Genomic DNA, 26,419 nt, shown 5'->3' on the forward strand with positions numbered 1-26,419 from the left:
CGTCTTCCCGATGCTCGACGACGACGATCTGCACGCGCTCGCCGAGGACATCAAGGAACTCGGCCAGATCCACCCGATCGTCCTCGACGAGCACGGCCGGATCCTCGACGGCCGAAACCGCCTTGCCGCGTGCGAGATCGCCGGAGTCGAGCCGCAGTTCACCACCTACGACGGCGCCGACGCCGCTACCTACGCCCTGTCGGTCAACATCCGCCGACGCAACCTGACCAAGGGCCAACTGGCCATGATCGCCGCGAAAGCCGGTTCACTGAGTGAACGAACCGGCCGTTCACCGAGTGAACAGCCGGTTCGTTCACTCAGTGAACAGACCGGAGTCTCCCTCGGCCGTATCGGACAGGCGAGCACCGTCCTGCGCCACGCCCCCGACCTCGTCGAATCGGTGATCAGCGGCGCCATCGGCCTCACCGAGGCATACAAGACCGCCCGGGAGAACAAGGCGCAGGCGGACTCCGCAGAGTCCCAGCTCGCCCGGCTGCGGGCGGAGGACCCGGAGCTGGCCGACAAGGTCGTCGACGGGGAGCTGACGCTGCCCGGGGCGTGGGCGGAGCGCAAGGAACGCGCGGAGGAAGAGGTCCGTCAACGCCGGGTCGCCACCACGTTCCTGTGCGAGACGGTCCCTCCGCTGGCCCAGGCCCGCGGCACCGCCACCGCCCTGCTCTACGACCCGCAGTTCATGCTCACCGGCCGGGCGATCACCGCCGAGGTCATCGACCAGGCCATCGAGGCCCTGACCGAGATGGCCCAGGCGTGGCGGGAGCGTGAGGCCGCGTGAGCGAGACCGCCGACCTGCGGCTGTGGCAGATCGTCGAGGACGCCGCCGCCCACGTCACCGACGAGGCCGGACGCTTCCGCCGCGGCGACCTGGAGGCGGAGCTGCGCGAGCGGCTGGCCGGCGAGGACCTGGACGTCCACGTGCGCGCGGCCGCCGTCGGCAAGCTCGCCGGCTCCCTCGTGCGCGGCTTCGGCGAGCGCCGCAGCCCCAAGCCCCGCCGCCGCGCCTCAATGTTCCACCCGCAGGGCATCTTGAAGCTGGGCGGCGGCGTGTGGGTGTGGATGGAGCACGCCACCCCCACCGACCTCCTCGAATGGGGCCGCCTGTCCACCCGCAACCTGGCCAAGGTCGCCGTCGCCGAGGCCGACCGCCAGGACTACGTCGCCGAGCGCCTGGACGCCTTCCGCCTCCACAGCGGCCTCACCCACCTCGGCGAACTGGAACGCGCGGTCTACGGCTACACCGGCCCCGACCCCGCCGACTTCGGCGGCGGGGGGCAGGAGCCGTGACGCACGTGAGCGTCGCCCACACCACCACCCGCACCGCCGACCGTCTCCACCCCGCCCAGCCCAGCACCCCCGCGCCCGCGGTGCCCGCCCCCGCGAAGGCCCCCCGCCTGGCGTTCTGACCCTGGCGTTCTGACCAGCCCCGTTCCCCGTGCCCCGGAGGTACCCCCCCCATGTCCGCATCCCTCACCCGCTACGACTCCCGGGTCGAGGCGGCCACCAGCCTCAGCATTGCCGCCCTGCACGCCGCCCAGGACGCCATCGGCGACACCGCGGTCCGCCTTCGCGACGCCCACCAGCGACTGGCCCTCGCCGAGACCCGCACGGCTTTCGAGCTCCTGCGGCTGCGGATGGTGTGCGACCGCCAGCGCCGGGTCGACGACCAGCTGCTGGACGACATCGCTACCCAGCTGGAGGTCCTGGAGGACATCACCACGGCGCGGGACGAGGCCGAGCAGGACCTGCTGGACCTCCTGGCCGAAGCCGAACGGCAGCGGAGCACCGCTGCCGTGGCGGTCGCCGCGGCCCCGGCCGTCGTGCGGAGCCGATGACCGGGACACACCGGCCGGCGGCGACCTTCGGCTGGGACTACGACTACGGCGAGTTCGCGATCGTCCCCGGCGGGGGCGACCCGCTGGTGCGGCTGGTCCTCGACCACTGCGGCTTCGAGCGCCGGATCGAGCCGCTGGGAGCCTGGGCAATCGCACCGGGTGCCGATGAGCATGAGCAGATCGCGGCGGCCTCCGTGGCCGTCGACCTGCTGATCGTGGCCGGCCACCGCGTGGCCAACTGGCACGAGCCGCGCCAGCGCACGGCCGATGTCGCCCGCCACTACCGGTGGCTGCGCAGCACGGAGCCGTTCCCCGACGCCGCCGCGGTCGCCCGGGCCGCCAGTGCCGAGGCCAGGGCGCGCCTGGAGGCCGGAGCGGTGGGCGCCCACTGGCGGACCCTCACCGAGGACGTCGCCCGCGGACGGCTGCGGGTGGAGGCCCGGCGCACCCTCGGAGGCGTCGAGTACATGCTGGCCACCCCCGCACAAGAGCCCGACCACTACCTCGGCCTGGCCCACCACCCGCACGAGGGCGTCCTCGGCATCACCGACGACTACGCCCGCTGGTACGCCGGCCGGGCCCGGCGCGACTTCCGCGTCCACACCCTGCGCGAGACCGTCCCGCCGAAGCCCGCCCGCGCCCCCGCACCCGCGCCCGCGCCCGCCGCCGTCCCGGTGCAACTGCCCGTCCACCTGGCGCAGCGCCCCGTCCACCCCGCCGTCGCGGCGCTCGACGCCCGCCGCCGCTGACCTCTTCCCCCCGCACCTTCTTCGATCAGCGAGATCCCCACCCCACATGCCCGCAGACATCTCCTTCACCCCCGGCCCGGACGGCGCGATCATCGCCCGGACCGCCTCCCATCTGCCCGACAGCGCCCTCCGAATCCTCGAACAGCAGGACGCGGTGAAGGCCGACGACGGCTCCTACCTCTTCGCCGGCTCCGACGCCGTCGCCCGCGCCGCCCGCACCGCCTTCTTCCTGAACGTGGGCGGCCTGCGCGTGGACACCGTCAGCGGCCCGCTGGAGCCGCACCGCACCTTCGTCCCGGACGGGGCGGACATCGTCTTCGCCCGCCACCCCGCCGAGGGGATCGTCGCGGCGGCCGCCACCGACGCCACCGAGGGCCTGGTGCCCGAGATCCTGAACCGCTTCGGCTTCACGCACGACAGCGCCCGGGACATCTACCTGCAGCCGTTCGGCCTGAGCGAGCGCGAGGCCCTGGTGGCCGCCGCCCGCGCGAGCCTGGTCCTGCAGACCCTCGGCGTCCAGGTCGCCACCCGCGGGCTCGCCGCCCGTCCGGCCTTCGCCGACCGGCTCTCCGAGGCGGTCGAGGACCTCGCCGTCGAACGGGTCAACATCCGTACGCTCACCGACAGCGGCGACATCGCGGACCTGCTGGACGCGGCCAGCGACCAGGACACCGGCGCCCTGTCGCAGCTGTCCGGCCTGCTCGACGACATCGGCCGGTGGGCCTCCGGCCTGCCCGTCGGCCAGGACCAGCAGATCGCGGGCCGGATCGACGAGGCCCGCATCGCCACCGAGGTGCTGCACGTGAGCATCGCCGGCCTGCAGCGCGAACTCGTCGGCCTCGACGCGGTACTCGACACCCCCGCTGCCCCGGCGCTCTCCGCTCGCTCGGCCCGCTCCAGCGCCGCCACCGCCTCCACCGCTCACGCCCTGACCGGCGGGCCGATCCTGCAGAGCCCCGCCCCGGCGCCCTCCGCCGTCCTCGCGCAGACCGCCCCCGCTGCCTCCCTCTAGGAGTTTCCATCCCCGACCCCACCATCCAGTTCGTCCGGCACCCGGTGCACGGCGTGGCGGTCACCGGCCTCGCCGGGGCGACCTACCAGCACCGCCGCCTGCTGTCCGACTACGGCTTCACCCCGCTGGCGGGCACCGAGGACCTTGTCCTGACCGCCCGCACCGACAGCGTCTTCCTGCACGCCCGGCAGGCCGTCGCCGCCCTGCGCTCCACCGGCGCCGCCGTCTTCGCCGACCCTGCCTTCGACTACGGCGAGCACCCGGGCTATCCCAGCCCGGCCGCCGCCGCTGCCGGAGCGAACCCCAGGGTCGTCACCCCCGGCGCCGGGCCCGCGGCCGACATCGTGGTCGGTACGCACCCCGAGCACGGCGTCACCGCCGCCGACCGCTCCGGCAACCCCGGCATCGCGCAGCTCCTCGCCCAGCAGGGCTTCTACCGCACCGGCGACCAGGGGCTGTTCGCGTTGAACCTGCCGGACAACGACGGCACCCGGCGCGCGAGCGCCGCCGTCGAGGCCCTGCGTACCGCCGGACTGCGCGTCAGCACCGACCTGGCGTACGAGCCCCGCCACCCGGAGGAGGGGAAGGCCCCGCAGCGCGCGGCCGAGGCCGCGCCGGAGCCGCCCGCGCGCTCCGGGCCCGCCGACCCGTTTCCGGCCAAGGCCACCCCCGCCGAGCCGCCGAAGGACACCGGCCCGACCGACCGGGCGGACAGCGCCGGGGCCGACCCGGTCCACAGCCGGCTGCACCCCGCCCCGGCCGCCCAGGAAGCGCCCGACGCCCGGATGGCGGCCATGGTGACCAACCGCCAGAAGACGCTCGCCGCGATCGACGAGATCCTCGCCGGGCTGTCCCAGCAGCTGCGCGACGACCCGCAGTCCCTCGACCCCGCCGCGGTCGCCGCCACCCTGGCCGACACCCAGAGCATGCTCGGCGGCGTCCGCCAGGACCTGGAGGCGATCACCGCCTCCACCCCGGCCCGCCCCCGCACTGCGGCCCGCGGAAGCCGAGCGGCCGCCGGCCCCGTGCTGAGCGCCCGCGCCCAGGCCGCCCGCGCCACCAGCCTGCGCCTGGGCCGCGTCGGCGCCGCCCAGCCCACCGAGGCCGCGCTCCGCACCGAGGCGGTGCGCCGCGTCGAGGACCCCCGCCTCGCCTACAGCATCCACACCCGCTGACCTGGAGAAACCCTCACCTTGCCCATCAAGACCGTCTGGACTGTGGAGCACGCCTGCTCCCACAGCGCCGACCACGACCTCTCCACCCGCCCCGCCGACCGCCGCGCCGGCTACGCCCGCTGGCTCGCCGGGCGCGACTGCACCGACTGCTGGCGCGCCCAGCGCGACGACGACGACGCCGGCCGCGCCGCCTGGCTGGAGACCAAGCGCGCCGAGGAGCAGCAGGCCGCCACCTGGTGGGCCACCAAGTTCCGCATGCCGCCGCTGTCCGGCCCCGAGCGCGCGCTGGCCTGGGGCGAGCGCTCCCGCCACCAGCTGATGACCGCCGCCTACCGCGTGCTGGTCGCCGAGGGCAGCCTCGGCGAGAGCGGCTGGGCGGAGATCGAGGAGCAGGCCCGCTCCGTCGACCGGGCCGGCTGGTGGATCGACCAGCGCGACGCCGCCCCCGGCGACCTGCCGGAGCTGCTGGCTGCCGCCACCGAGGCCGACCGCACCACCGAGAACCCCCACTTCTGACCAGCCCGGAGACCTGCACCCCCTTGCCGCCCCTGACCACCGCCCTCGCCCACGCCCAGCCCGACACCGCCGAGACCGGGAGCATCGCCGCCTGGGCGATCCGCCGTCTGGGCGACGCCCTGCACGACAGCCCCACCCCGGCCGCCAGCGCCCGAGCCCTCACCGCCGTCGAGACCTCGCTGTACGAGATCGAGGAGGCGCTGCGCCTGGCAGCGGAGAGCGCCGCCGGCCACGACGACTCCACCCCCGTCGTGGACCAGCTGAGTTCCGCCGCCCTGACCGTCGTGCGCCTGCGCACACAGGTGGAGGCCGCGGCGGTGCGGCTGCGCGGCAGCGCCCCGGTTCCCGCGCCGGCCACCCGTGCCGAGCGCCGCCGTGCCGCCGCGGCCGCCTCCGCCTATGCCGCTGCGACGGTGAAGCCGTCCCCGGCCACAGCCACCGCCTTCGAGCTGGCCGCCAACGCCGGGTTCGTCGCCCGGAGCCTGCGCTGACCGCGCCCGGGGAGCGCCCCGAGATCGGCATCGTGCCGGGCTCCTTCGGGCCGGTGGAGGTGCGCGGCGCCGACCCGCGGGCCCTGCGCGTGATCGAGCACCTCGGTTTCGGCACCCCTCGGCGGGCCGAGGCCCCGGTCCACCTGCGGGTGCGGGAGGGCCCGCTCATCCAGCGCGCCCTGGCCACCCGGGCCGCCGAGCGGCTGACCGCCGCCGGCTACCGGGTCGACCTCGACCCGCAGTTGCGGCTCTCCGACCTCGACGAGCGGACGATGGAGGCCCTGGACTCCATGTCCCGCAGCGCCGACCAACTGCTGGGCCTGCTGGAGGAGATGGACAGCGTCCACGGTCTCGCCGACGCCGCCGCCCAGATGGTCAGCGGCCCGCACGGCCCCATCTACGTGATGGCCGACGTGCTCAAGCGCGCGGGCGACCACGTCCGCCGCACCGCAGGCGACACCGACGACGGCGGCTTGGCCGACTTCTTCCACGCCGGCAGTCGGCGTATGGCCGACCTCGCCGCCTCCGCCGACGCCGTCAGCCGCACCCCCCGCCCCGCGGCCTCGTGCGAGCGTCGACAGGCGGCCACCGTCCGCTCCGCCCTGCCTCCCACCGGGACCGCAGTGCCCCCGGCCTCGCTCCCGCCGCCCGGCCCACCCGCCCCGACCGCACCCCGGAGACCGACCTGAGCACCCCCGCACCGAAACCCCGGCCCGCCCCGCCCGCGGGCCCGCCGCACACCGACCGGCTCCAGGACTCGGGGCCCGAGCAGATCGCCGAACTCGTCTCCCGGCTCCTGGCCCCCGAAGGCGTCCTGGTCCTCACCGCCCGCCTGGCCCGGCAGGCCGCCCGCGCCCTGGACCCGATCGGCTCCGACAAGCAGTCCAACCCCGCCGCCCACGAGGTCCGTTGGCACCTCACCGACGTCGCCGACTCGATCGAGGACGCGCTGGCCGCCGCCGTGGACGACGGCGCGCACCTCGCGCGGGGACTGAACGCCTGGGCCTCGACCACACCGGCCGAGATCACCGCCGCCCACGGCACCACGGGCCCCCGCCCGCAGTCCGGTGAGCGGCTGCACCTCTTCTGGGTCGACGGCTCCTACGACCGCGCCCCCTACCTCGGACTGGTCGGCCCCGACCACACCGACGGCGACGCCCAGCCCTACTGCACCGCCGGGTTCACCCGCGAGGCGGCCGAACGCATCGTCGCCGACCTGGTAGCCGACGGCGGCGGCCTCACCGCGCGCTGGGGCAGCGGGGGCGAGCTGCGCTTTCGCTGGACGGCCGAGCACTCCGGCATGGCCGGCAGCGAGGACGTCGAACCCGACGCCCGCGGCCTCTACCGCATCGGCGGCCTGTTGCCCTGGGACTTCTTCGAACTCCCCGCGCGCGACGCCTGGCCCCACCGGGCCGGGGCCGAACGCACCTTGCCGCCGCGCACGCACGCACCCGACGGCGCGGCGCCCGACCCCGCCGCCGCGGTGCGGCAGCTCACCGCCCGGTTCGCCGAGATCGCCGACCCCGCCGAGGCGGCCCGCCTCGTCGAGCAGGCCGAGCAGCACCTCGACGAGCTGTCGGAGTTCTTCGGCGCTGCGGCGCGCTGGAGCGGCGCCCGGGAGGGCACTGCCCACCTGCAGCTCGACCTCGGCCGCACCAGCCAGGACGTGTACGACGCGGGCGCCGACCTCGCCGATGTGGCCGCCGGCCTGCGCGCCGCCGCCCGCCCCGCCCGCATCCGCTCCACCGCCGCCCCGATGGCCGCGGCCGCGCTACCGGCCGCGCCCCCGCTGCTCCGAGCGTCATCGCGGCGTTGAAGAAACGTCTCCCCACGTGATTCCGAGCATCACCCGCTACGCCAGCACCCGGGACCTGCTCGCCTCCGCCCAGCAGCAGGCCCGCCACCGCCCCGGCCACCCGCGGGTGCGGATCGTCGCCGCCTGGCGTCCCGTCGCCGAGCTGCCGCGGCCGGGCACCGCCGAACTCGACGCGCTCGCGGCCGACTTGGACGCCGACCTCCTGCGCCTTCGCCCGGAACGCGAGCGCCGGCCGGGGCGCGAGAGGGACGTGTGGCACTGCACGCTGCGCGCCCACCCCGACTCGCCCCCACTCACCGACGCCCGCTGGGCCGAGGCCGCCCGCCGGGTGCTGGCCGCCACCGGCATCGCCCCCGACGGCGACGCACCGGCCTGCCGCTGGATCGCGCTTCGCGTGGACAGCCACGAGGTGCGGATCATCGCGCCCCTCGCCCGCCCGGACGGCCGCCGCCCGGACCTGGAGCGCGACCTGTCCCGCGCCATGGCCGTCTGCCAGCTGCTGGACATCGACTCCCGCCGCCTCGCCGCCACGGCGAGCGCCGCACTCCGAGCGCGCCCGGTCCGCAGCACCCCGTCCCCGACCCGGGAGCCGGCCGCCGCACCGCCCGCGCACCGAACCCGCTGAACGAGAGGAACCCCCCCTGCCCGAACCCCACGCCCGCCCGTCCGCCGACCGCGCCCACGACGCCACCGCCCGCATGTCCCGCGCCATCGCCGACCTGGGCGAATGCGTCGAGGCGATGCACCCGGACGAGGCCGCCGAGCTGCTCCACGGCCTGTTCCTGCCGCCCGGCCCCGTCCAGGCGCTCGCCACCCTCCTCACCCGCCTCGGCGCCCACGCCGCCGACGCCTGGAGCGAACCGGCCGTCCACGAGCCCCTCTTCCGCGAAGGCGCCGAACTCGCCCTCAGCGCCTACCGGGTGGCCGCCGTCGCCGACCGGCTCGGACACCTCGATGTCGCCGAGACCCGGCAGCGCTACGCGGCCGCCCGCACCCTGTCGCCCGCCGCCCGGGCGGCCGGAGCAGGAGCCCGCATCCACCAGGCTGCTGCCGCCGAGGCCGCCCGCACCGCCGCCCCGCACCCGCGGATCGCCGAGCCGCCCGCGCGCTGAGCGCGCCCCGCCCGGCCACCCGACAGGGCGACGAAACCCCCTCGCCAACTGCGCTACCCCGAGCCGCAGTCCGGCTTCCCCATACCGACCACGTGCCTCTCCCGCGGCCCGGCTTTCCCGCAAGGACCCCCACTGCCCCCCTCCTCTTCCCCCTCTTCCCCGTCCCCGTCCCCGGGCACCGACGCCCTCCTCTACACCCTGATCGGCGCCGCACTGGCGCTGATCGCCTACGGCTCCCTCGCCTGGGCCTGCGGCAACACCACCAATACCCTTCTCGGGAACGGCGGTTGGACGCCGTTCCAGCCGATCGACGCCGCCCTGCACCCGCAGCAGACCTGGCCCGCCCCGAGCCCTGTCGCGCTCCTGCTCGGCGCCCGCATCGCCCCCGGCCTCCTCGCCGCCACCACCGCCGGGATCGGCCTGCGCCTGTGGCTGCGCCACCGCCGCTCCAAGTCCGCCGGACTCGCCACCAGCCGCGACCTCGCGGTGCTGCTGCCCAAGGAGATCACCGCGAAGGCCAAGAGCCTGCGCCCCAGCCTCGCCTCCGCGAAGCCCGGCAGCATCCGCCCCCAGGACACCGGCATCCTGCTCGGCACCCTGGGCGAGCGCGGCCCGGAGGTCCGCGCGTCCTGGGAGGACGTCGCGGTCGCGATCATGGCCCCGCGTTCCGGCAAGACGACCAGCCTGGCGGTGCCGTCGATCCTGTCCGCCCCCGGCCCGGTCCTGCTCACCTCGAACAAAGCCGCAGGCGATGCATACACCGCGACCGTCGACGCCCGCTCGGCCACCGGCCGCGTCTGGACGATGGACCCGCAGCAGATCGCCCACACCGAGCAGGCCATGTGGTGGGATCCGCTGCACGACGCCCGCGACCTGCCCGGCGCCCGCCGCCTGGCCGGGCACTTCGTCACCGCCTCGGTCGACGCCTCCAACGCGACCGACTTCTGGAGCACGGCCGCGGCGAACACGTTGACCGCGCTGTTCCTCGCGGCGGGCGCCGACGGCAGGCCGATCACCGACGTCCTCGGATGGCTCGCCCAGCCCGCCGACCGCGCCCCGATCGACATCCTCAAGGCGAACGGGCTCACCGCCATCGCCGCCCAGCTGCAGGGCACCGTCTCCGGCGCCGTCGAAACGCGCGACGGCATCTACGAGACGGCCCGTCAGTACGCGGCCTGCCTGCTGGACCCCGGCATCGCGGTCTGGGTCACCCCGTCCGACACCCTGCCGGAGTTCAAGCCCGCCGACTTCGCCACCAGCCGCGACACCCTGTTCCTGCTGTCCAAGGACGGCGGCGGCTCGGCGTCCGCGCTGATCGCCGCGGCGGCCGACTCCGTGATGCGCTCCGCCGTCGTCCAGGCCGAGCGCGACGGCGGCCGGCTCGACCCGCCGCTGCTGTGCATCCTCGACGAGGCCGCCAACGTGTGCAAAATCCAGGATCTCCCGGACCTGTACTCGCACTTGGGTTCGCGCGGGGTCATCCCGATCACGATCCTGCAGTCCTACCGCCAGGGCCAGAAATGCTGGGGCGAGGCCGGCATGGACGCCATGTGGTCCGCCGCCACCATCAAGGTCCTGGGCAGCGGCATCGACGACGCCGACTTCGCCGACAAGCTCAGCCGCCTGGTGGGCGAGCACGACGTCGAGAGCATCTCCCACTCCACCTCGGAGTCCGGCCGCTCCACCTCCACCTCGATGCGGCAGGAGCGGATCCTGCCGCCCGACCAGATCCGCGCACTGCCCAAGGGCAAGGCCCTGCTGCTGGCCACCGGCATCAAGCCCGCCCTGCTCCAACTCCGGCCCTGGTACAAGGAACCGGGGGCCGCGGCGATCGGCAAGGCGTCCGCCGCGCAGACCGCCGCGATCACGGACCGGGCCCGCGCCAAGGCAGGGGCCGCCGCGTGAACCCCACCCCCGACCCCTCCAGCGCGGCCCCCGCGACCCCGGCCGTGCGCACGCTCTCGCTGGGCGCCGGCGTGCAGTCGACCGTCCTGCTGCTGCTCTCCGCCCTCGGGGAACTCCCGAAACTGGACTACGCGATCTTCGCGGACACCGGCTGGGAGCCGCGCGCCGTCTACACCCATCTCGACCGCGTCGAGCGCGAGATCGCCATCCCGGCCGGCATACCCATCCTCCGGGTTGCCTCCGGCAACATCAGGGACGACGCCCTCGACCCCCACCACCGCTTCGCGAGCATGCCGCTCTACGTCCTCAACCAGGACGGCACCCCCGGGATGACGCGCCGTCAGTGTACAGGCGAATACAAGATCAAACCAATAAAGCGACAGGTCAGAGCGCTCCTCGGATACCCGTATCCGGCCCGCATTCCGGCCGGTGTCTTCGCCGAGCAGTGGATCGGCATCTCGACGGACGAGTTCCACCGCGCCAAGGACGCCGACGTCCGCTACACCCGCAACCGCTTCCCGCTGATCGAGCTGGGCCTCTCGCGCGGCGACTGCCTGGCCCTGCTCGCCGAGCACGGACTGGAGAGCACCCCGAAGTCCAGCTGCCTGGGCTGCCCCTTCCACGGCAACGCCCAGTGGAGGGCGATCCGCGACGGCGACCCCGAGGAGTGGGCCGACGTCGTCGACTTCGACGCCGCGATCCGCGCCGGCAACGCCCGGGCCAACGCGGACGGCCGGCCGCTGCTCGGCCAGGCATACCTGCACCGCTCCCGCGTCCCGCTCGACCAGGCGCCCATCGACCACCGCACCCGCCGCGAACGCCTCGGCACCCAGGAGCGCATCGCCTTCGACCGCGAGGAGTTCGGCCCCGAGGACGGCTGCTCCCCGTACTCCTGCAGGTCCGGGGAGCCGGTATGAGCTTCTCCGGGATGATCGACAACCTCTACCAGCATTGGAGGCCCGCCGACGAGGCCAGCTCCCAGGCCCTGCGCCGCCTGTGGTTCGACAGCGAGCACTACGTGGTGGCCGCGGCCGACCAGAACGGCGACAGCACCGAGCACTACATCGTTGCCGGGAACGAGCTGGCCGCGGGCGAGCCGTGGGTGGAGGAGCGCGCGGCGGCCATCCATGTCCGGCTCGACCCGGACGCGCGGACCTGCCACGTCCGCAAGGCCCACACCCTCACCTTCGGGTGGGCGGGCCACTGGCTCGTGCGACGCGGCGCGGACCCGGACGCCCTCGCCCGCTACCGCCCCCTTTCCGCCGACCCGTACAACTGGGGCGGCGACGGCTACGACACCAAGGCCGAGGGCCTGATCTCGCCCAGCCACTACTGGTACGCCCGGCCCGCCGACGCCCGCACCCGGACGATCGAGGACCGCATCCGCCGCTCCGGCGACCGCTACGAGATCCTCACCCGGCAGATGGCCTACTCCGAGTACGCCACCGACGGGGAACACGAGGCCCACTGGGTGCTGCTGTTGGACAACCACCCCCGCGCCGCCGAGCGCCAGTACCTCGTGCAACTGGAGACGGTCCACCGCTCGTCGGGCCACTACACCCTCGTCGAGGGCGCCTTCCCGACCGAGAAGGAGGCGCAGGAGTGGGCTGACCGCATCAACCCGCGCCGTGTCGCCCCGCTGCCGGCCACCGACCCGGCCACCGGGCTCCCCACCGCCCCGGCATGGCCCGCGGTCCAGGCGGCATCCGCCGCCTTCCAACCGCCCGGCACCACCACGCGGTTCACACGATGAACGCCCCCGCCTTTCCGGCACAGCGGTGACTCCGCAGATGGAGGCCGAGCAGGCCGTCCTGGGCGCACTGCTCCTCGCACCGCACCAACTGGGCAACGTCGCTCCCTGGTTGGAGCCGGAGCACTTCTACCGGCCCGCGCACGCGGCGCTGTTCGAGGTGCTGCTCGCCCAGCAGCGGGCCGGCCATCGGGCGCTCGCGGACGGCGACGCCGAAGCGCGGCGGGCGTGGGCGCTGGAGGCGATGGAGTCGGCCGCGGCCGCCTGCCCGGCGTTCACGCCCTCCTACGGGCACGCCCTGGTCTCGGCCTGCCCAATGGCCGACCACGCCACGGCGTACGGCCGGATGGTGCTGGAGAGCGCGGTGCGGCGGGAAGTCCACGAGCACGCCCACCGGCTGCTGGCCGCCGCCCGCGCCGATGCCGAACCCGAGGCAGTACTGCGGCTGACCGCGGACCTGCGCACCGCGATCGGCCGCCTCGCCGATGCCTGGGGACCGCCCGATACGCGCCACCAGCCCGCGCCGGACACCTGGCCGACGGAACTGTCCGAGGAGGTCGCGCGGCAAACCCTGCGCCAAGAGGAGGCGCTGCTCGCCTCGCTGAGCGCCGCGCCCACCGAACTCGCCGACCTGGTCGGCTGGCTGCACCCCCGTGACCTCCTCGACCCGGGCCACCGCGAGATCTACCGGGCCCTGGCCGGCCTCGGCCACCGCGGCGAGCCGATCGACCCGCTGACCGTGCTCTGGGAAGTCCAGCACCGCGGCGCCCTCAGGGACGGCTCCCTCACCGCCGAGCGCGTACGCACCCTCACCCGCGCCGGCTACCAGGGGGAGGCGGGCTACTGGGCCGAGCGGGTCCTGCGCTCCTGCCTGCTGCGCACGACCACCTCCCGCGCCGGAGCGGTTCGCCTGCTGGCGATGGACGACTCCGTCCCGGCCGGCCGCCTGCTCGGCTCCGCCCTCCACACCCTCCGCGGAGCCGAAGCCGTCCAGGGCCGCTGGCTCGCCGTGACCGGCCAAGGTGCCGACGGCCCGTCCGCCCGGGGCGACCCCGCGGTGGCGCGCCGCGGCGCCGCCCGCACCCGCACCTTCACCCCGCCGCCCGCTGCGGTCGCGACCTCGGCCGCCGAACTCTCGCCGGCCCAGCGGGCGGCTCCACCCCGCGCACCTGTCAGGAGCACGTACTGACCCAGCAGCACCCCGGCCAACCGCAGCGGCCGCCCACCCCCGCAGCCACCCGGCTGCGGGCCCACGCCGACGCCGTCGACGACCTGATCGCCGTCCTGCCCCGCGCGTACCGCGAGCAGGGCCCGCCGTCGATGGGCGAACTCCTTGTCCACATCGAGCGCATCCGTGAACGCCACCAGGTGGTCGTGCGCACCGCCACCGCCCTGGCACAGGCCCCGCTGGCCACCGGCGCCCAGCGCGCCACCGCCCGAGCGCTCGCCGACGCCGGAGCCCACCTCGGTCAGGCACTGGCCGCCGCCAGCCGGGCCAGCGCCATGGCCGCCCGCCTCCACGAGGTCGACGGCCTCGACAGGCCGATCCCCGAGAACGTACGCGGACGGGCGGCCCTGGCGCTGAACATGGCGCTGTCGCGAACCCGGCTCGCCCTCACGGAAGCCAGCGACGGCCTGCGCCTGCAGGCCCGCACCGGCCGCTCCGATGCCCTCCCGGCCCGTCGCCGCGCCGCCGTCGTCCGCAGCACCGCCGCCGCCCGAACGGCCTCCGCCCCCGCCTTCGCGACCCCGTCCGTCATCACCTCCCTCCCGGCCCCCGCCGCACCGCGCCGGTAGCCGCCCCGTCCCCCCGGAGCCCGCCATCCCCGTCCCCGCACCCGCCGCCCTCGCGACCGAGATCACCGAACTGCGCGGCGTGTTCTACCACTTGGCCACCACACTCAACTCACACCCCTCCATCGCCGCCCACCCCACCGTGCCCACCTCCGCGTTCCTGGCCCAGGCGGCCGAGAACGCCATGACCGTGATGCGGCACTGCGCGATCCGCCTCGACGAACTCGGCACCGCCGGCACCGATCCGGTCCGGCAGGCCGCCGTCCGGGGCTTTCGGGCAGGCCGCCAGTACGCCACGCAGGCCAACCGCCACCTGGCCGAGGCGGCGGACAGCGCCCTCGCCCTCGAAAGCACCGCAGACGCCGACCGGGGCGACCCGGCGGCCGGCGAGCGCGAGGACAAGTTGGGCCACGAGGTCCTCGACTCGGCTGCCGTCGCCTACAACTCGCTGATCGCCGGCATGCGGGCGGTCTCCTTGGCCAGGGAGGACTTCCCGCCTCTGGGGACACCGCAGCCCGCGGCCCGGCGCCCCCGGTCGACACTCACGGTAGCCGCCGCGCAGGGCCTGCCTACCGACAGCGGCAGGCGGCGCCGGTGAGCGACATCGCCGTCGAGGACGTCCAGCGCCTGGCAGACCTCGCCGACCGGCTGGCCGACGTCCGGCGCGACGTGCGGCACACCGCCCGCCGCCCGCCGGCCCAGATGCCGGACCTGCTCGCCCAGAGCATCGCCAGCCTGGGCACCTACATCGCCGTAGCCGCCGGGCTGCGGGTCGAGATGTCGCACCGCCGCGGACCACGGGTCCTGAACGTCGGCGAGGACTGGGGCCCGTCCTTCGCCGCCACCCGGGCAGCTCCCGTCCTGTACCGGCTGACCGAACTGCTGGGCCGCGCCTGCGACCTCGCCAACCAGACCCGCCCCCGCTCCACGATCCGCAGCCACTTCTACTCGCCCGGCCTGGAGCAGCGGGTCGCCGACGAGTTCAAGCTGATCGACGAGATGCTCTCCCACACCATCACCGAGATCCGCCGCACCCGCTCCGGCCTGGCCCAGGTCCGAAAGCGCGAACTGGCCCGGGAGCAGGAGGCGTTGGCCGACCCGGACGGCAAGGCCGCCCGCTACCTGGCCGAGCGCGCCCGCCTCCGGGCTGAACCGCTGGTCATGGTGCCGTCCGGGTACATGGCCGAGGCCGCGGAGACCGCCGCCAAGGCGGCCCGCCGCCGCGGCGCCACCCGGATCGTCTCCTCACCGCCGCCCACCGGCACGAACGACACCCCCAGCAGCAGCGTGGCCGCGAAGCCCGTGCGCCGCTGACCCGGATCGGAGAACAACGCCTTGCCCGACAGCGACCCGCAGGCTCTGCTGCGTAGTACCGCCTCCCGGCTGGAGTCTGCGCGCAGCATCCTGCTCCCGGCCCTGGACTCCGGCCACGCGGCCGAGGCCGCCTGGCCGATGACCCACCTGACGTCGACGGTCGCCGACCTGACCGACGAGTTCCTCTTCAGGGTCTCGGACCCCGCCGCCGACCGGGGCTTGCTGGCCGCGCTGAGCGGCGCGGCCGAGCACGCCGCCCGCGCCCTGGCCGACATCGCCGGCACCGCCACCACCCTGCTCGACCCGCGATCCGACCGGCCGCCGCAGGTCCGCGAGGCCCTCGCCCGCGCGGACGAGGCCGTGGCCGAGGCCGCCCGCGTGCTGCGCGACGCCGCCGCCCGCCTCGCGCCCGCCCCGCCACCGCTGGCCGCCACCGAGTTGGCCCGCCACCGGGCCACCCGCGGCGCCGCCCTGGCCCGGTCCGCGATCGTCAGCACCCCGCCCCCCGCTACCGCCCCCAGCACCCCGGCCGCCCCCGGTGCCACCGTCATCCCGCTGCACCGGGGCCGCTGAGGCCCCACCACCCGGAGCACGCCCTGCCCCCTCTCACCGACCGCCAGCAGCAACTGCTCGCCCTCGCCGAACACGTGGACGCCGCCGTCGCCGCCTGGCCCTCCCGCCCCGGAGAGCCCTTCCGCCCGCCGTCCACCGAGCTGGCCGCCGAGCAGCTCACCACCCTGCAGGCCCTGCACACGCGGGCCGTCGCCGTCTCCGTCCAGCCCCTGCCGGACCCGTTCGCCGCCCCGGACGTCGCGGAGACGGCCCGCCGCGAAGCCGCGGCCGCCGCCCGCACCGTCAGCCGTATCGCCTACGCCTCGTACTTCCTCAGCGACGTCCTCGAAATCGCCGTCGACACGCAGGGCCGGGGACGCCCACCGGGCCCCCTGAGCCTGGACTACGCGGAGAGCGCGTACCGGTCGGCGAGCGACGCCCTGGCCGAGGCCGCACAGAGCCTGCACCTGCACACCGACCACCTCGCCGGACGGCCGGACAGCCCCCGCAACCAGTACGGCGCCGTGCGCCGCGCTGCCGCCCGGCTGCGCGCCGCCGTCCGCCCGGCTGCCGAGGCCGCACTGGCCCCGGCGGCGCATCCCGCGGCGCCCGCCCCCGCGGCCGCCAAGCCGTCCCCGCGCCGCTGACCGTCCGCAGCGTCGCCCGCCCCGCCCGGCTGCCCACCAGCCAGAGCGCGAGGCCACCTCCTTTCGCCCGCTGTCGCCGACCATCCGCGACCCGGGATCCCCCTGCCCCGGAGCCCCTCCTGTACCTCCCCCTCCACGTCCAGGCCGACATCCTGGCCACCACCGCCCTCATGCTGCGCGACCACGGCAAGAAGCTCGCGCAGCTGGCCCAGCTCCCCGCCATCCCCCCGTCCAGCACCGTCAGTGACCACCTGTACGGCTTCGTCCAGCTCCACGACCACCTCCTCGGCGAGGCCGAAGCGCCCCAGCCCGGCACCGACCGGGACTCCGTCGACGCCGTCGCCCACCAGCGGGCCAGCGTCGCCTACGCCTGGGCCGCGGTGCTGACCGCCCGCGCGCACCTATTCGCCGCACCGGCCCTGGTTGCCGCCGTCCAGGTCGAGGGCCGCGGGCGGGGCGCCACCGCAGAGGAACTGGCCCTCTTCCGCGCCGCGCTGAGCGAGGCCCACACCGTCATCGAGGAAGCCGCCAGCGCCACCTGGCGCGTCGCGCGCAACCTGTCGGGCCCCGAACGGGATGTGCTGCGCACCCTCAACTCCCGCCCGGCCGGTGCGAAGGCCGCCAGCGCGGCCCGCGCCAGGGCCAAGCCCCCGAGGATCCTGTCGGCGGGCGCGGCGCCGCAGGCAGCCGCCCCGGCAGGGCAGAGCGCGGCCCCGGGGCGGTCCCGATGAGCGCGGTGTACTTCGCCCCCGACTTCCAGGCCGACTTCCTGGTCCGCACCGCACGACAGGTGGGCGACCATGCCCACCGGCTCGGCAGGCTCGCGCGCCTGCGCGAGATGCCGTCGGCCGTCATGGTCCGGGACTTCCTCGCCGACCTCGCGACCCTGTACCAGGAACTCCTCGACGAGGTCTCGGTCTCGCGGGGCGCGCAGGGCGATCCGGTCACGGTCCTGGCCCACGACCGCGCCACCACCGGATACGTCTGGGCCGCGGTGCTGGTTGCCCGCGCGTCCCTGTCCGCCGCTCCGGCCCTGGTCGCCGCCGTCCAGGTCGAAGGCCGCGGGCAGGGCGTCACCGCCGAGGAGATGGCCCTCTTCCGCACCGTCCTTGCTGGCGCCCGTACGGCCCTGGAGGAAGCCGACAGCGCGCTGCGCAGCGTCGCCGAGCACCTGTCGGGCCCCGAGCCGGAGGTGCTGCGAGCCCTCAACTCCCGTCCGGCCGGGGCGAAGGCCGCCAGCGCTGCCCGTGCCCGGGCGAAGCCGTCCCAGGCCCCGTCGGCGGGCAGCGTGCCGTCGGCGGCCACCGCAAGGCGGTCCCGATGAGCGCCCACCCGCCGGGAGTGCGGATCGGCTCGCTGTGCTCCGGCTACGGCGGCCTGGACCTGGGTATCCAGGCCGTCCTGGGCGGCGGCGTCGCCTGGCACGCCGACCCCGCCCCGGCCGCCGCCGCGATCCTTAAGGCCCACTGGCCGGGCGTCCCGAACCTGGGCGACATCGAGGCGGTCGACTTCCGCACCGTCGAGCCGGTGTGCGTGCTGGCCGCCGGCTTCCCGTGCACCGACGTCTCCGTGGCCGGTACCCGGCGCGGCCTGGCCGAGGGCACCCGTTCCGGGCTGTGGCACACCATCGCCCGCGCCATATCAACTCTCCGACCCTGCTTGGTGGTTATCGAAAATGTCCGGGGTCTCCTGTCCACCTCCGCCCATTCCCCGGCAGCCGATGGCGACGTGGAATTCTGCCCGTGGTGTCTGGGAGAAGGCGGAGATGAATATCCTCTGCGGGCACTCGGTGCCGTTCTCGGAGACCTGGCCCTGCGCGGGTACGATGCGCGCTGGCAGGTGCTACCCGCCAGCGCCGTCGGAGCCCCCCATCGCCGCGAGCGCGTCTTCCTCACCGCCTGGCCTGCCGACGCCGAGGGCCAGGGACTTCAAGGGCCCGGACATGCGCCGGGAGAGCCTGGGGCATGTGGTGCTGCTGCTCACCCCCACCTCCAACTTGGGCACGATCGGGGGATCGCAGCATCCGGACCTGCGCAAGGCGGGCGGGCACGGCCCGAACCTCTCGGACCTGGTAGAGCACCTGCTGCCGACGCCGCGCGCGAGCGACGGGACGAAGGGTGGCCCGAACCAGCGCGGCTCTCGGGGCGACCTGACGATGTCGAGCGCCGCGGCGAAGATGCTGTCGGCACCGAGGGCCGGCGACACCGGGACGCCGGGACGCCGCGGCGGGGAGGGGGTCCGGCCGCCGCTGTCGCAGGTGGTGCTGCCGATGTGGGCCCCGAAGCCGGGGGAGGGGCCCGCTGGGGCGAGTACGCCGCCGCCATCGCCCGATGGGAGCGCGTGACCCGCCCCGCACCCGGACCGGTGGATGCGCGAGGACGCCTGGACCCGGTATTCGTGGAGTGGGTCATGGGCCTCGAAAAAGGCTGGGTGACGCAGATCACAGGGCTTTCCCGGTCGGCCCAGCTGACCGCGCTCGGCAACGGCGTCGTCCCCCAACAGGCAGCTATGGCAGTGGAGTTGCTGACCCCAGGAATTCCTCTGTGCGGGAATCACCGAATTCCTTGACAGGGAGATTTCGGCCCCCATAACCCATGGGATATCTCCCAATCAAGGAGCGGGGGTGTGGGGCAGAGTCGTGGACATCACCCCGCCTCCCCGAAACCACGGAGCACGCCTTGTCCACCTCTTCCCCCGACGATCCGCCGGAGCGCGGCCAGGTCACCGCGGAGACGCTCGCCGAGTGGCGCGCGACCCTGGCCGCACTCCAGGCGGAGCGCGACTCGCTGGCGATCGTGGCCGACCGCCTCGCCCAGGACTACGACGACGGCGACGACGACTTCCTGGACCTGGGGCTGGACCTCGGTTCCGGCTTCGAGGACGCCGACGGCGCCGACGGCGGTCCGGAGAGCGTGTCGCTGACCATCCTCGCCTTCGACGACGACGCCCTCGCCGACGAAGTGCGCACGATGACCCCGTGGGTGGACCACATCCTGCTGTCCGCCTACGGGGCGGAGATCGCCTCCGGCCGGCCGTGGTGCACCCGGTGGCCCGAGCACGACGAGGCCCTCGCCCGCATCCACCACTGCTGGCTGGCCTGGCAGGAGCTGACCGACTCCCGCTCGGGCGCCACCGGTCCCTCGGTGTGGCAGCGCGACCACCTGGAGCCGCTGCTGCTCAAACTCCGCTCCCCGGACGGCCCGTTCGGCGCGTGCACCACCAACCCCGACCACCCGCACCACCGGCTGCTACCGGTCCCGCCGCACACCGACCTCTCCTCGCTGCCCGTCGCCGGGCAGCCCCGCGCCAGCGTCTGACCCGGCCCGGCGGCCCCCGACCCGCCGCCCGCCCACCGCCGCGCGCACCTCCCGCCGCCCGGCGCCCTCCCCTCCCCGGCTCCGCGAAGGATTCCACCACCATGTCTGTGCCCACCCCCGTGACCTCCCCCGTCGTGCGCGACTTCTCCCTGGCCCCCCGAGTGCAGCAGGCCATCGCCGCGCTGGGAGCGGCGAACAGCATCTCGATCCTGCGGACTCTGGACCGCAACGGTGGCAAGCTGCTGAATCGCACTTTCTCCGAGGCGATGCCGTGGATGGGCTCCGCCCTGGGCGCCCGGCTGACGGCGATGGAGGAGGACGGTCTCGTGGCGCGCTCCGGCTCCGGCCGGGACGGCGCGGTTGCCCTGACCGAGGCCGGGCGCGAGGCCCTGCAGGTCCAGGTGCCCGTCGCCCGCTGGGCCTCCGCCCACCAGGACCGCCCGACCACCGGCACCGGCCCCGGCGCCTACACTGCCCAGGCGCTGGCCTCCCTCGACCGCCGCTACACGGTCGCCACGCTGTGGGCGATCGCCTCCGAGGGCGAGCCGGTGTACCCGTCGGAAATCCAGGACCTGGTCCTGCCCGCCGACGGTCCGTCCCCCGCCACCCTCTACCAGCGCCTGGCCAAGCTGCGAGAAGCGGGCCTGGTCGTGCGCACCGGCGAGCGCCGCGCCTACATGTACGACCTCACCGAGGCCGGCCGGGAGCTGCTGGAGCCGCTGGACGTCCTCGCCCGGTGGGCCGAGCGCCACGTCCCCGCCCCGCAGAGCGCCAAGGCCCCGGCGTCCGAGCCGCGGCAGGCCGCCCGCGCCGCCGTCCCGTCGCCCGTCAGCGCGCCCGCCGTCGCCGCCCCCTCGCCCGCAGCCCTGGCCGCCACCCGCGCGGGCGCCGCCACCATCCGCTCGACCACCACCGCGCTCAGCTTCAGCGACAAGCCCGCCCCGCAGACGGCCCCGCTGGTGGCCAACCCCGCTGCCGCGCACCGGCGCTGACGGGAGGACACACACCATGGAAGCCATCCCCGCCGCCCCCGCCGCCAAGGCGAAGCCGACGCTGCGCCGCATGGGGCAGTCGGACTCCGACCTGCCCGCCCGGCTCGCCGACGCCCTCGTCGACGTCCGCCCCGCCTACCTCGCCCCGCCCACCGTCCAATCCACCGCCTCCGCGGTGCGCACCCTGCGTACCGCACGGTGGGAGTCGGCCTCGACCAACGAACCCTTCGACCGCGAGTTCCGCCACCCGCGGAGCCAGAGCGTCGCGCTCGTCGCCGGCTACAGCAGCGAGCGCTCGCAGGACGCCCTCGTCGCCAGCGGCCCCGGCTGGCAGGCCCTCTTCAGCGCCCGGGTGCCCGACGAGGTCCTCGCGCACGCGGTGGCCGCGCTCGTCGACCACGCCGAGAACGGATCGGCCGACGCCGACCCGCAGGCCGCGTTGGCCGGCCTGGCCGAGGTCGGCTGGAGCGGCGCGCACCGCCGGGCGGGCGCGGTCGAGGCGATCGCCCCGGACTCGCTGGCCGAACTGCGCTGGGGCCCCGACGAGGACACCGGGCAGCCGTCCTTGCGGATCATCGCCGGAAGCCCCCACAGCCACCCCTGGTACGCCGAACTGCGCGGCGCGGCCTGCCCCGCCCAGCTCACCGAGGCCGTCCTGGCCGCTCTGGCCAGCCCCGCCCCGGCCCGCCGCCGACTGCGCGAAGTCCCCGTCAACCTGCTCCAGGACCTCGACATCACCCCCGCCCACCCCCGCGCCGCCGCGGCCACCGCCCCGTCTCCTTCGGCCGCCGCCCGCGCGGCGGCCCCCGGGGCACCGATCCTCAGCACGCCCGCACCGCTGGGCGCCGACTCCGCCCGGAGGACCCGTTGACGCCCCCGACCCTCTCCCCGCCCGACAGCGCCGCGAGCGACCTGGTCGCCGACCTGGTGGAGGAGAGCGAGCAGATCCAGGCCCTCGCCCACGCCCTCGGCCTGCCGACCTGCGCCCCCGACGGCACCCGCCTGCTCAGCCGCCACCTGCTGGCCACCCTCGTCCACCTGGCCACCGCCACCGCGACCGCCGCCGCCCTCGTCGACCTCACCGACACCCCCGCCCTGGCACACCTGCGCCCCCTGTCCAGTATCACCTCCGCCCTGTCCGGCCTGCTGGCCGCAAACGCCGCGATGGTCGACACCCTGCACCACTTCGCCATCGAACCCGCCGCCGCCGAAGCCGCCGGCCTCCTGCGCACCAGCCGCGCCCAGGCCGCGACCCTGCTCACCAGCGCCTCCGCCCACCTCGGCGCCGCCGCCGCCCAACTGCGCGCCACCTCGCCGTGAGCGCGCACCGCCCCCACCCGAACCGCCACCTCCGGAGCCCGTGACCACCCCCACCCCGCACTCGCCCGCCCTGCGCACCGTCCTCGCCGCCGAGCACGTCATCCCCCTGCTCACCGGCACCCTCACCGGCCGCCTGCCGACGGCGATGGCCCCCGTCGCCCTGCTGCTCGCCGTCCGCGCCGAGCACGGCCCGCTGTCCCTGGGCGCCGCCCTCGCCGCCCTCTACGCACTGGCCGGCGCGATCGGCCAACCCCTGCTCGGCCGGGTCGTCGACCGCACCCGCCTGGCCCCCGTCGTCGTGGGCGCAGCCGCCGTCTCCACCGCCGCGTTCGCCCTCCTCGCCGTCCTGGGCTGCACAGCCCACCCGCTCACCGCCTGCCTCCTGTCCGCCCTCGCCGGCGCAGCAACCCCGCCGCTGGAGGCCGGACTGCGCGCGATGTGGCCGCGCCTCGTCGCCCCCGCCGACCTGCACGCCGCGTTCACCCTCGACAGCACCACCCAGGCCGGCGTGTTCGTCGCTGGCCCCCTGGCCGCCACCGCACTGGGCCAACTCGCCTCCCCCGCAACGGCTCTGGCAGCCTGCGCCGTCGTCGGAGCCGCAGGCTCCCTGACGGTGGCCACCCGCCCACCCGCCCGCCTGACGACCCCCACCTGCCGCAGCGGGCACTGGAACGGCCCCCTGCGCCCACCCGGGCTGCGACTGCTGCTCACCGCCCTGTTCTTCTTCGGAGCGGCCCTCGGAACCTTCAACGTCCTCGCCCTCGCCCTCGGCGAGGCACACCGCAGCGGCTGGCTCGCCGGACTGCTCCCGGCCGCCCTGTCCACCGGCAGCATGATCGGCGGCCTGCTGGCCGCCCGCTCCCCGCAGCGGACCCCCGTCACCCGCCGACTCCTGCGCGCCGCCGCCTGCTTCGCCGCCTGCCTCATGCCGCTGGTGTTCACCACCGCCCCGCCCAACGCACTGGCCGCCGCCTGCTTCGCCGGCCTCTACCTCACCCCGCTGATCACCAACGCCTTCCTGGTCACCGACCGGCTCGCCCCGCCCGGCACCGCCACCGAGGCCGCCGCCTGGCTGATCGCCGTGATCGGCGTCGGCCAGGCCGCCGGATCGGCCGCCGCCGGACACCTCGCCGGCCTCGGCACCACCGCGCTCGCCGCCCTGCCCCCGCTGGCGGCCGCGTTCACCGCCGCCCTCCTCGCCGCCCGCCGCGACCTCCTCACCCCCACCACCCCTACGGAGAAGCCCGCTTGACCCACCGCACCACCAACAACATCGGCCCGACCTCCCCGATCCATCTCGTGTGGGACTGGAACGGGACAATGCGCGACGACCTCGACGACCACGTCGCGGCCCTCAATGCGACGCTGCCCCGCATCGGCGGCCCCCGGATCGACACCGCCACCTACCGGGCGCTGCACGCCGTCCCGATCCGCGGCTTCTACGACGCGCTCGTCGGCCGGACGATCACCGACGAGGAGTGGAGCCGCAGCAACGCCGAGTTCCTCGACGTCCTCCACCGGCGGCCGGTGCGCCTTCGCTCCGGCGTCCGCCAGCTCATGCTGGGCCTGCGGGCCGCCGGCCACCGCCAGAGCCTGCTCTCCCTGGCCCCGCACGAGCGCCTGCTGACCGAGGTCGCGACGACCGGAATCGGCGGCCTGCTGGAGCGGATCGACGGCCGAACCGGCGAACCGGCGCACTCCAAGGCCCCGGCCCTGGCCGCCCACCTGGCCGCCCTCGGCGTCGAGCCGGGCCGCGCCCTGGTGATCGGCGACAGCCTCGACGACGCCGTCGCCGCCCAGGAGGTCGGCGCCGTAGCCGTCCTGCACACCGGCGGCCTGCACAGCGCCGAGCGCCTGGCCGCCGCCGGCACCCCCCTCGCCGGCACCCTGCGCGAAGCCGCCGAGAGGGGCATCGCCCTCCTGAACACCCGCCAGGGGACGGGGCGGTGACCCGGCCCGTGCCGCCCGCTCCCCGGTCGACGAAGATCGGAACCGAGATGGTCCTGCAGATCCTCGACGTGCCCGACCTGCAGGCGATCCCCGGATCGAGGGAGGACGAGGACACCCCGCTCGGCCGCTCCGCCGCCGACGTCGCCCACCTCGCCCGGCGCCTGGACATCGTCCAGTACACCCTGGTGACCGTGGCCACCAGCATCCGCCGCGACATGCTCCGGGTGATCGACGGCGACGACGCCGACCTGCCGCAGTCCCACGGCGTCCTCGGCAGCAGCGCCCAGAGCCTGGACTTCCTGGTCGTGCGCCGCACCGAACTCTTCCAGGCGCTGGAGCGCGCCACCGGCCTCCACCAGGTCCTCGCCGCCGCCCAACCGCAGGCCGAGCAGCGACCCGCCGCACCCGCGCAGGAGGAGAAGCTCACCGCTCCCCAACGGGAGGCGCTGGAGGCGGTGGCCACCGGCCAGGTCGCCATGTCCGACAGCGGAACCCAGAGGCCGATGCGGGTCATGGCCGCCGGGCTGACGGTCGACCGCAAGGCCCTCGACGCCCTGTTCCGGCGCAAGCTGGTCGAACGCGACACCAGCACCAGCCTGTTCGTGGGGCAGACGGTCCGGCCCACCGCCGCCGACCGGCGGATCCTGGCCGCCGCGACGGCCGCTGCCGCCGTCGCGGGGCTGCGCAGCACCGCACCGGCCACCTCCGCTACCCGGAGAACGCGGTGAACGCCGGCCCGGCCCGAGGCCCGGCACCCGCCCGCACGGTCGACGGCGCCCCGGCCTTCGCCGGGCGGCTGATCGTCATGGAGCGCCTCGGCCTGGACACCTACGACATGCCGGACCGACACCCCGAGCCCGGGGAACTTCGGACCCTGGCACAGCTGGTGAGAAGGCAGGCGAACCGGGTCGACGACGCCGACGACCAGCTGCGCCGCCTCGCCGCCTCCGCGATCACCCGCCTGGAGCGCACCCGCGACGGCGACCACCGGGACGCCCAGCCCTGGGGCCTGCTGCGCACCCTCGCCGCCGACATCGAGACCCTCGCCGCCCGCTACGCCCTGTCCGTCGAGCAACTCGGCTGCGACCTGCACACCTACCGGCAGGCCGTCGAGCGCTCCACCGGGACCGAGCAGCACTCCCGGGCCCAAGCCGCCCAGGTCCGCTCCTCCACCGCGGCCGCCCCCGACACCCCGCCCACCACCGCCGCGCCCGGAACTCGCATCCCCTCCCCACCCGGCACTGCGACGACGGTGGCCCCAACCCGTTGAACCAGACCAACACAACTAGGAGAAAACGTACTTGGGGAGCGCCGAGAGCCGCCGGACTCCCGCCCTGCCGTCCCCCACTCGACCGGAGCCCCGCCCATCGACCCCTCCTACGTTTCCACCATCTTCGACTTCCGCGTCGAGGACCTTGACCCGGCCGGCGCCGCCAGCGCCGAGGCCGATGTCCACCTCTGCGTCATGGACCTCGCCTTGATGTCCGAGCAGCACCGCGCCGACGGCGACCGCGACGCCTCCTTCTACGTCCTCTACAGCACCGCGCACATGCACGACGACGTGCCGGGCCTGCCCGCGATGGTCGCCGTCCGGGTCCAGCGCGACCGTAGGGCGGGCACGTTCGGGATGGAGTACGCCCGGCACCCCCTGGTCGCCATGGGCGAAGGCTGGCTGGTCCGGCGCGGCGCCGACCCGGCGGCCTTCGCCCGCCGGGGCCCGATCGCTCCGGCCGACCGGGAGACCGAGCGCGTCGAGGCGCTGCTGCGGGGCTCCGGCGCCCACCGCTTCGAGATCCATGACGGCTACAGCTTCGACACCGCGCCGTACGACACCTGGGTCATCGCCACCGACACCCTGGCCGCCGACCCCGTCCGGCCCGTGCGCGTCTTCCACGACCGCCGCCAAGTCGACGATGACACCCACACCCTGCGCGAGGGCCACTTCGCCAGCGTCGAGGACGCCCGGGCGTGGACCGACGACCTCGACTCCCCGCTCCCGCCGGCCGCCCTGTCGCCCAGCGTCCGCGTCGCGGCGGCCCTGCTCGGCACCTCCTCCGCGGCCGCCGGCTGGGCCCGCGTCATCAGCACTCCGCCGCCCGCCGCCCCGCCGTCGGGCAACGGGCGGCCGCCGAGCCGCTGACCGCCCCTGGCCCGCCG

The 26,419-nt window shown here is 75.5% G+C and carries 32 protein-coding genes and 1 pseudogene; all 33 read left to right on the forward strand.

Annotated features, from left to right (window positions below; translation table 11 throughout):
- Nucleotides 1–10 precede the first annotated feature (10 nt).
- The 33 genes and pseudogenes from OO57_RS15715 to OO57_RS15870 all read left to right on the forward strand — a co-directional run bounded on the left by OO57_RS15715 (nucleotide 11) and on the right by OO57_RS15870 (nucleotide 26,402).
- Nucleotides 11–793 (forward strand): ParB/RepB/Spo0J family partition protein, encoded by a 783-nt coding sequence (locus tag OO57_RS15715; protein WP_033253085.1) that lies wholly within the window; start codon nucleotides 11–13, stop codon nucleotides 791–793.
- Entirely contained in the window at nucleotides 790–1,302 is a 513-nt protein-coding gene (locus OO57_RS15720; protein ID WP_033253086.1) for a hypothetical protein, read from the forward strand. The genes OO57_RS15715 and OO57_RS15720 overlap by 4 nt, the downstream gene beginning before the upstream one ends.
- A 170-nt stretch (nucleotides 1,303–1,472) precedes the next feature.
- Nucleotides 1,473–1,850: a hypothetical protein gene (locus OO57_RS15725; protein ID WP_033253087.1), complete on the forward strand. Its 378-nt coding sequence runs from the start codon at nucleotides 1,473–1,475 to the stop codon at nucleotides 1,848–1,850.
- A complete protein-coding gene (locus OO57_RS15730) occupies nucleotides 1,847–2,599 on the forward strand; it encodes a hypothetical protein (RefSeq protein ID WP_033253088.1) in 753 nt (250 codons plus the stop codon). Before OO57_RS15725 ends, OO57_RS15730 begins: the two co-directional genes overlap by 4 nt.
- 46 nt (nucleotides 2,600–2,645) lie before the next feature.
- Complete coding sequence (locus tag OO57_RS42565) at nucleotides 2,646–3,611, forward strand: hypothetical protein (protein WP_033253089.1); 966 nt, start codon at nucleotides 2,646–2,648, stop codon at nucleotides 3,609–3,611.
- 53 nt (nucleotides 3,612–3,664) lie between these two features.
- Nucleotides 3,665–4,786, forward strand: a complete 1,122-nt coding sequence (locus tag OO57_RS15740; RefSeq protein WP_033253090.1) for a hypothetical protein — start codon at nucleotides 3,665–3,667, stop codon at nucleotides 4,784–4,786.
- 18 nt (nucleotides 4,787–4,804) lie between these two features.
- Nucleotides 4,805–5,302, forward strand: coding sequence for a hypothetical protein (locus tag OO57_RS15745; RefSeq protein WP_033253091.1), 498 nt, complete (start codon nucleotides 4,805–4,807; stop codon nucleotides 5,300–5,302).
- Between the two features lie 23 nt (nucleotides 5,303–5,325).
- Nucleotides 5,326–5,793, forward strand: coding sequence for a hypothetical protein (locus OO57_RS38490; RefSeq protein WP_035789921.1), 468 nt, complete (start codon nucleotides 5,326–5,328; stop codon nucleotides 5,791–5,793).
- Between the two features lie 565 nt (nucleotides 5,794–6,358).
- Nucleotides 6,359–7,609, forward strand: coding sequence for a hypothetical protein (locus tag OO57_RS15755; protein ID WP_033253093.1), 1,251 nt, complete (start codon nucleotides 6,359–6,361; stop codon nucleotides 7,607–7,609).
- 16 nt (nucleotides 7,610–7,625) lie between these two features.
- Entirely contained in the window at nucleotides 7,626–8,234 is a 609-nt protein-coding gene (locus OO57_RS15760) for a hypothetical protein (protein ID WP_033253094.1), read from the forward strand.
- A gap of 73 nt (nucleotides 8,235–8,307) precedes the next feature.
- Nucleotides 8,308–8,721, forward strand: a complete 414-nt coding sequence (locus tag OO57_RS15765; RefSeq protein ID WP_033253095.1) for a hypothetical protein — start codon at nucleotides 8,308–8,310, stop codon at nucleotides 8,719–8,721.
- A 132-nt stretch (nucleotides 8,722–8,853) separates the two neighbouring features.
- Nucleotides 8,854–10,626 (forward strand): type IV secretory system conjugative DNA transfer family protein, encoded by a 1,773-nt coding sequence (locus OO57_RS15770; protein WP_033253096.1) that lies wholly within the window; start codon nucleotides 8,854–8,856, stop codon nucleotides 10,624–10,626.
- Nucleotides 10,627–10,712: 86 nt separating this feature from the next.
- Nucleotides 10,713–11,543 carry a hypothetical protein gene (locus tag OO57_RS15775; protein ID WP_033253129.1) on the forward strand — a complete coding sequence of 277 codons (831 nt, stop codon included), beginning with the start codon at nucleotides 10,713–10,715 and terminating at the stop codon, nucleotides 11,541–11,543.
- Nucleotides 11,540–12,379 (forward strand): hypothetical protein, encoded by an 840-nt coding sequence (locus OO57_RS41100; RefSeq protein ID WP_033253097.1) that lies wholly within the window; start codon nucleotides 11,540–11,542, stop codon nucleotides 12,377–12,379. Before OO57_RS15775 ends, OO57_RS41100 begins: the two co-directional genes overlap by 4 nt.
- Before the next feature lie 37 nt (nucleotides 12,380–12,416).
- On the forward strand, nucleotides 12,417–13,565 hold the full coding sequence (locus OO57_RS15785; RefSeq protein ID WP_051777684.1) for a DnaB-like helicase N-terminal domain-containing protein: 1,149 nt from the start codon (nucleotides 12,417–12,419) through the stop codon (nucleotides 13,563–13,565).
- A 131-nt stretch (nucleotides 13,566–13,696) separates the two neighbouring features.
- Nucleotides 13,697–14,173 (forward strand): hypothetical protein, encoded by a 477-nt coding sequence (locus OO57_RS15790; RefSeq protein ID WP_033253098.1) that lies wholly within the window; start codon nucleotides 13,697–13,699, stop codon nucleotides 14,171–14,173.
- Between the two features lie 79 nt (nucleotides 14,174–14,252).
- Complete coding sequence (locus OO57_RS15795; RefSeq protein ID WP_033253099.1) at nucleotides 14,253–14,768, forward strand: hypothetical protein; 516 nt, start codon at nucleotides 14,253–14,255, stop codon at nucleotides 14,766–14,768.
- Nucleotides 14,765–15,484, forward strand: coding sequence for a hypothetical protein (locus OO57_RS15800; protein WP_033253100.1), 720 nt, complete (start codon nucleotides 14,765–14,767; stop codon nucleotides 15,482–15,484). The genes OO57_RS15795 and OO57_RS15800 overlap by 4 nt, the downstream gene beginning before the upstream one ends.
- A 21-nt stretch (nucleotides 15,485–15,505) precedes the next feature.
- Nucleotides 15,506–16,057 (forward strand): hypothetical protein, encoded by a 552-nt coding sequence (locus OO57_RS15805; RefSeq protein WP_033253101.1) that lies wholly within the window; start codon nucleotides 15,506–15,508, stop codon nucleotides 16,055–16,057.
- 74 nt (nucleotides 16,058–16,131) lie between these two features.
- A complete protein-coding gene (locus tag OO57_RS15810; protein WP_033253102.1) occupies nucleotides 16,132–16,683 on the forward strand; it encodes a hypothetical protein in 552 nt (183 codons plus the stop codon).
- Nucleotides 16,684–16,853: 170 nt separating this feature from the next.
- Nucleotides 16,854–17,414, forward strand: coding sequence for a hypothetical protein (locus OO57_RS42570; RefSeq protein WP_033253103.1), 561 nt, complete (start codon nucleotides 16,854–16,856; stop codon nucleotides 17,412–17,414).
- Nucleotides 17,411–18,007 carry a hypothetical protein gene (locus OO57_RS39480; protein WP_158715135.1) on the forward strand — a complete coding sequence of 199 codons (597 nt, stop codon included), beginning with the start codon at nucleotides 17,411–17,413 and terminating at the stop codon, nucleotides 18,005–18,007. The genes OO57_RS42570 and OO57_RS39480 overlap by 4 nt, the downstream gene beginning before the upstream one ends.
- Nucleotides 18,004–18,531, forward strand: a pseudogene (locus tag OO57_RS45530) (DNA cytosine methyltransferase); the annotation flags it as partial. The gene OO57_RS39480 and the pseudogene OO57_RS45530, both read left to right, overlap by 4 nt.
- Nucleotides 18,532–18,649: 118 nt before the next feature.
- Nucleotides 18,650–19,027: a hypothetical protein gene (locus OO57_RS45535; protein WP_234337360.1), complete on the forward strand. Its 378-nt coding sequence runs from the start codon at nucleotides 18,650–18,652 to the stop codon at nucleotides 19,025–19,027.
- 334 nt (nucleotides 19,028–19,361) lie between these two features.
- Entirely contained in the window at nucleotides 19,362–20,000 is a 639-nt protein-coding gene (locus OO57_RS15830) for a DUF4913 domain-containing protein (protein WP_051777692.1), read from the forward strand.
- Between the two features lie 101 nt (nucleotides 20,001–20,101).
- Complete coding sequence (locus OO57_RS46790; protein WP_106973996.1) at nucleotides 20,102–20,992, forward strand: winged helix-turn-helix transcriptional regulator; 891 nt, start codon at nucleotides 20,102–20,104, stop codon at nucleotides 20,990–20,992.
- 16 nt (nucleotides 20,993–21,008) lie between these two features.
- Nucleotides 21,009–21,863 (forward strand): hypothetical protein, encoded by an 855-nt coding sequence (locus tag OO57_RS15840; protein WP_033253105.1) that lies wholly within the window; start codon nucleotides 21,009–21,011, stop codon nucleotides 21,861–21,863.
- Nucleotides 21,860–22,312 (forward strand): hypothetical protein, encoded by a 453-nt coding sequence (locus OO57_RS15845; RefSeq protein ID WP_033253106.1) that lies wholly within the window; start codon nucleotides 21,860–21,862, stop codon nucleotides 22,310–22,312. The genes OO57_RS15840 and OO57_RS15845 overlap by 4 nt, the downstream gene beginning before the upstream one ends.
- A 40-nt stretch (nucleotides 22,313–22,352) precedes the next feature.
- A complete protein-coding gene (locus OO57_RS15850) occupies nucleotides 22,353–23,564 on the forward strand; it encodes an MFS transporter (protein ID WP_033253107.1) in 1,212 nt (403 codons plus the stop codon).
- Complete coding sequence (locus OO57_RS15855; protein ID WP_051777694.1) at nucleotides 23,561–24,262, forward strand: HAD family hydrolase; 702 nt, start codon at nucleotides 23,561–23,563, stop codon at nucleotides 24,260–24,262. The genes OO57_RS15850 and OO57_RS15855 overlap by 4 nt, the downstream gene beginning before the upstream one ends.
- A 47-nt stretch (nucleotides 24,263–24,309) precedes the next feature.
- Nucleotides 24,310–24,990, forward strand: a complete 681-nt coding sequence (locus tag OO57_RS15860; RefSeq protein WP_033253108.1) for a hypothetical protein — start codon at nucleotides 24,310–24,312, stop codon at nucleotides 24,988–24,990.
- Nucleotides 24,987–25,532 carry a hypothetical protein gene (locus tag OO57_RS15865; RefSeq protein ID WP_033253109.1) on the forward strand — a complete coding sequence of 182 codons (546 nt, stop codon included), beginning with the start codon at nucleotides 24,987–24,989 and terminating at the stop codon, nucleotides 25,530–25,532. Before OO57_RS15860 ends, OO57_RS15865 begins: the two co-directional genes overlap by 4 nt.
- Before the next feature lie 195 nt (nucleotides 25,533–25,727).
- A complete protein-coding gene (locus tag OO57_RS15870) occupies nucleotides 25,728–26,402 on the forward strand; it encodes a hypothetical protein (protein ID WP_033253110.1) in 675 nt (224 codons plus the stop codon).
- The last annotated feature ends 17 nt before the right edge of the window (nucleotides 26,403–26,419 follow it).

Source organism: Kitasatospora phosalacinea, from assembly GCF_000717185.1.
Taxonomy (GTDB): domain Bacteria; phylum Actinomycetota; class Actinomycetes; order Streptomycetales; family Streptomycetaceae; genus Kitasatospora; species Kitasatospora phosalacinea_A.

Excerpts from the sequence above, each read along its gene's own strand:
- OO57_RS15715 (WP_033253085.1), top strand. The coding sequence starts at position 11 with ATGCTCGACGACGACGATCTGCACGCGCTCGCCGAGGACATCAAGGAA.
- OO57_RS39480 (WP_158715135.1), top strand. The coding sequence starts at position 17,411 with ATGAGCGCGGTGTACTTCGCCCCCGACTTCCAGGCCGACTTCCTGGTC.
- OO57_RS15765 (WP_033253095.1), top strand. The coding sequence starts at position 8,308 with ATGTCCCGCGCCATCGCCGACCTGGGCGAATGCGTCGAGGCGATGCAC.
- OO57_RS15860 (WP_033253108.1), top strand. The coding sequence starts at position 24,310 with ATGGTCCTGCAGATCCTCGACGTGCCCGACCTGCAGGCGATCCCCGGA.
- OO57_RS15870 (WP_033253110.1), top strand. The coding sequence starts at position 25,728 with ATGGACCTCGCCTTGATGTCCGAGCAGCACCGCGCCGACGGCGACCGC.
- OO57_RS15785 (WP_051777684.1), top strand. The coding sequence starts at position 12,417 with ATGGAGGCCGAGCAGGCCGTCCTGGGCGCACTGCTCCTCGCACCGCAC.
- OO57_RS15725 (WP_033253087.1), top strand. The coding sequence starts at position 1,473 with ATGTCCGCATCCCTCACCCGCTACGACTCCCGGGTCGAGGCGGCCACC.
- OO57_RS42570 (WP_033253103.1), top strand. The coding sequence starts at position 16,854 with ATGCTGCGCGACCACGGCAAGAAGCTCGCGCAGCTGGCCCAGCTCCCC.
- OO57_RS42565 (WP_033253089.1), top strand. The coding sequence starts at position 2,646 with ATGCCCGCAGACATCTCCTTCACCCCCGGCCCGGACGGCGCGATCATC.
- OO57_RS15840 (WP_033253105.1), top strand. The coding sequence starts at position 21,009 with ATGGAAGCCATCCCCGCCGCCCCCGCCGCCAAGGCGAAGCCGACGCTG.
- OO57_RS46790 (WP_106973996.1), top strand. The coding sequence starts at position 20,102 with ATGTCTGTGCCCACCCCCGTGACCTCCCCCGTCGTGCGCGACTTCTCC.
- OO57_RS15790 (WP_033253098.1), top strand. The coding sequence starts at position 13,697 with ATGGGCGAACTCCTTGTCCACATCGAGCGCATCCGTGAACGCCACCAG.
- OO57_RS41100 (WP_033253097.1), top strand. The coding sequence starts at position 11,540 with ATGAGCTTCTCCGGGATGATCGACAACCTCTACCAGCATTGGAGGCCC.
- OO57_RS15730 (WP_033253088.1), top strand. The coding sequence starts at position 1,847 with ATGACCGGGACACACCGGCCGGCGGCGACCTTCGGCTGGGACTACGAC.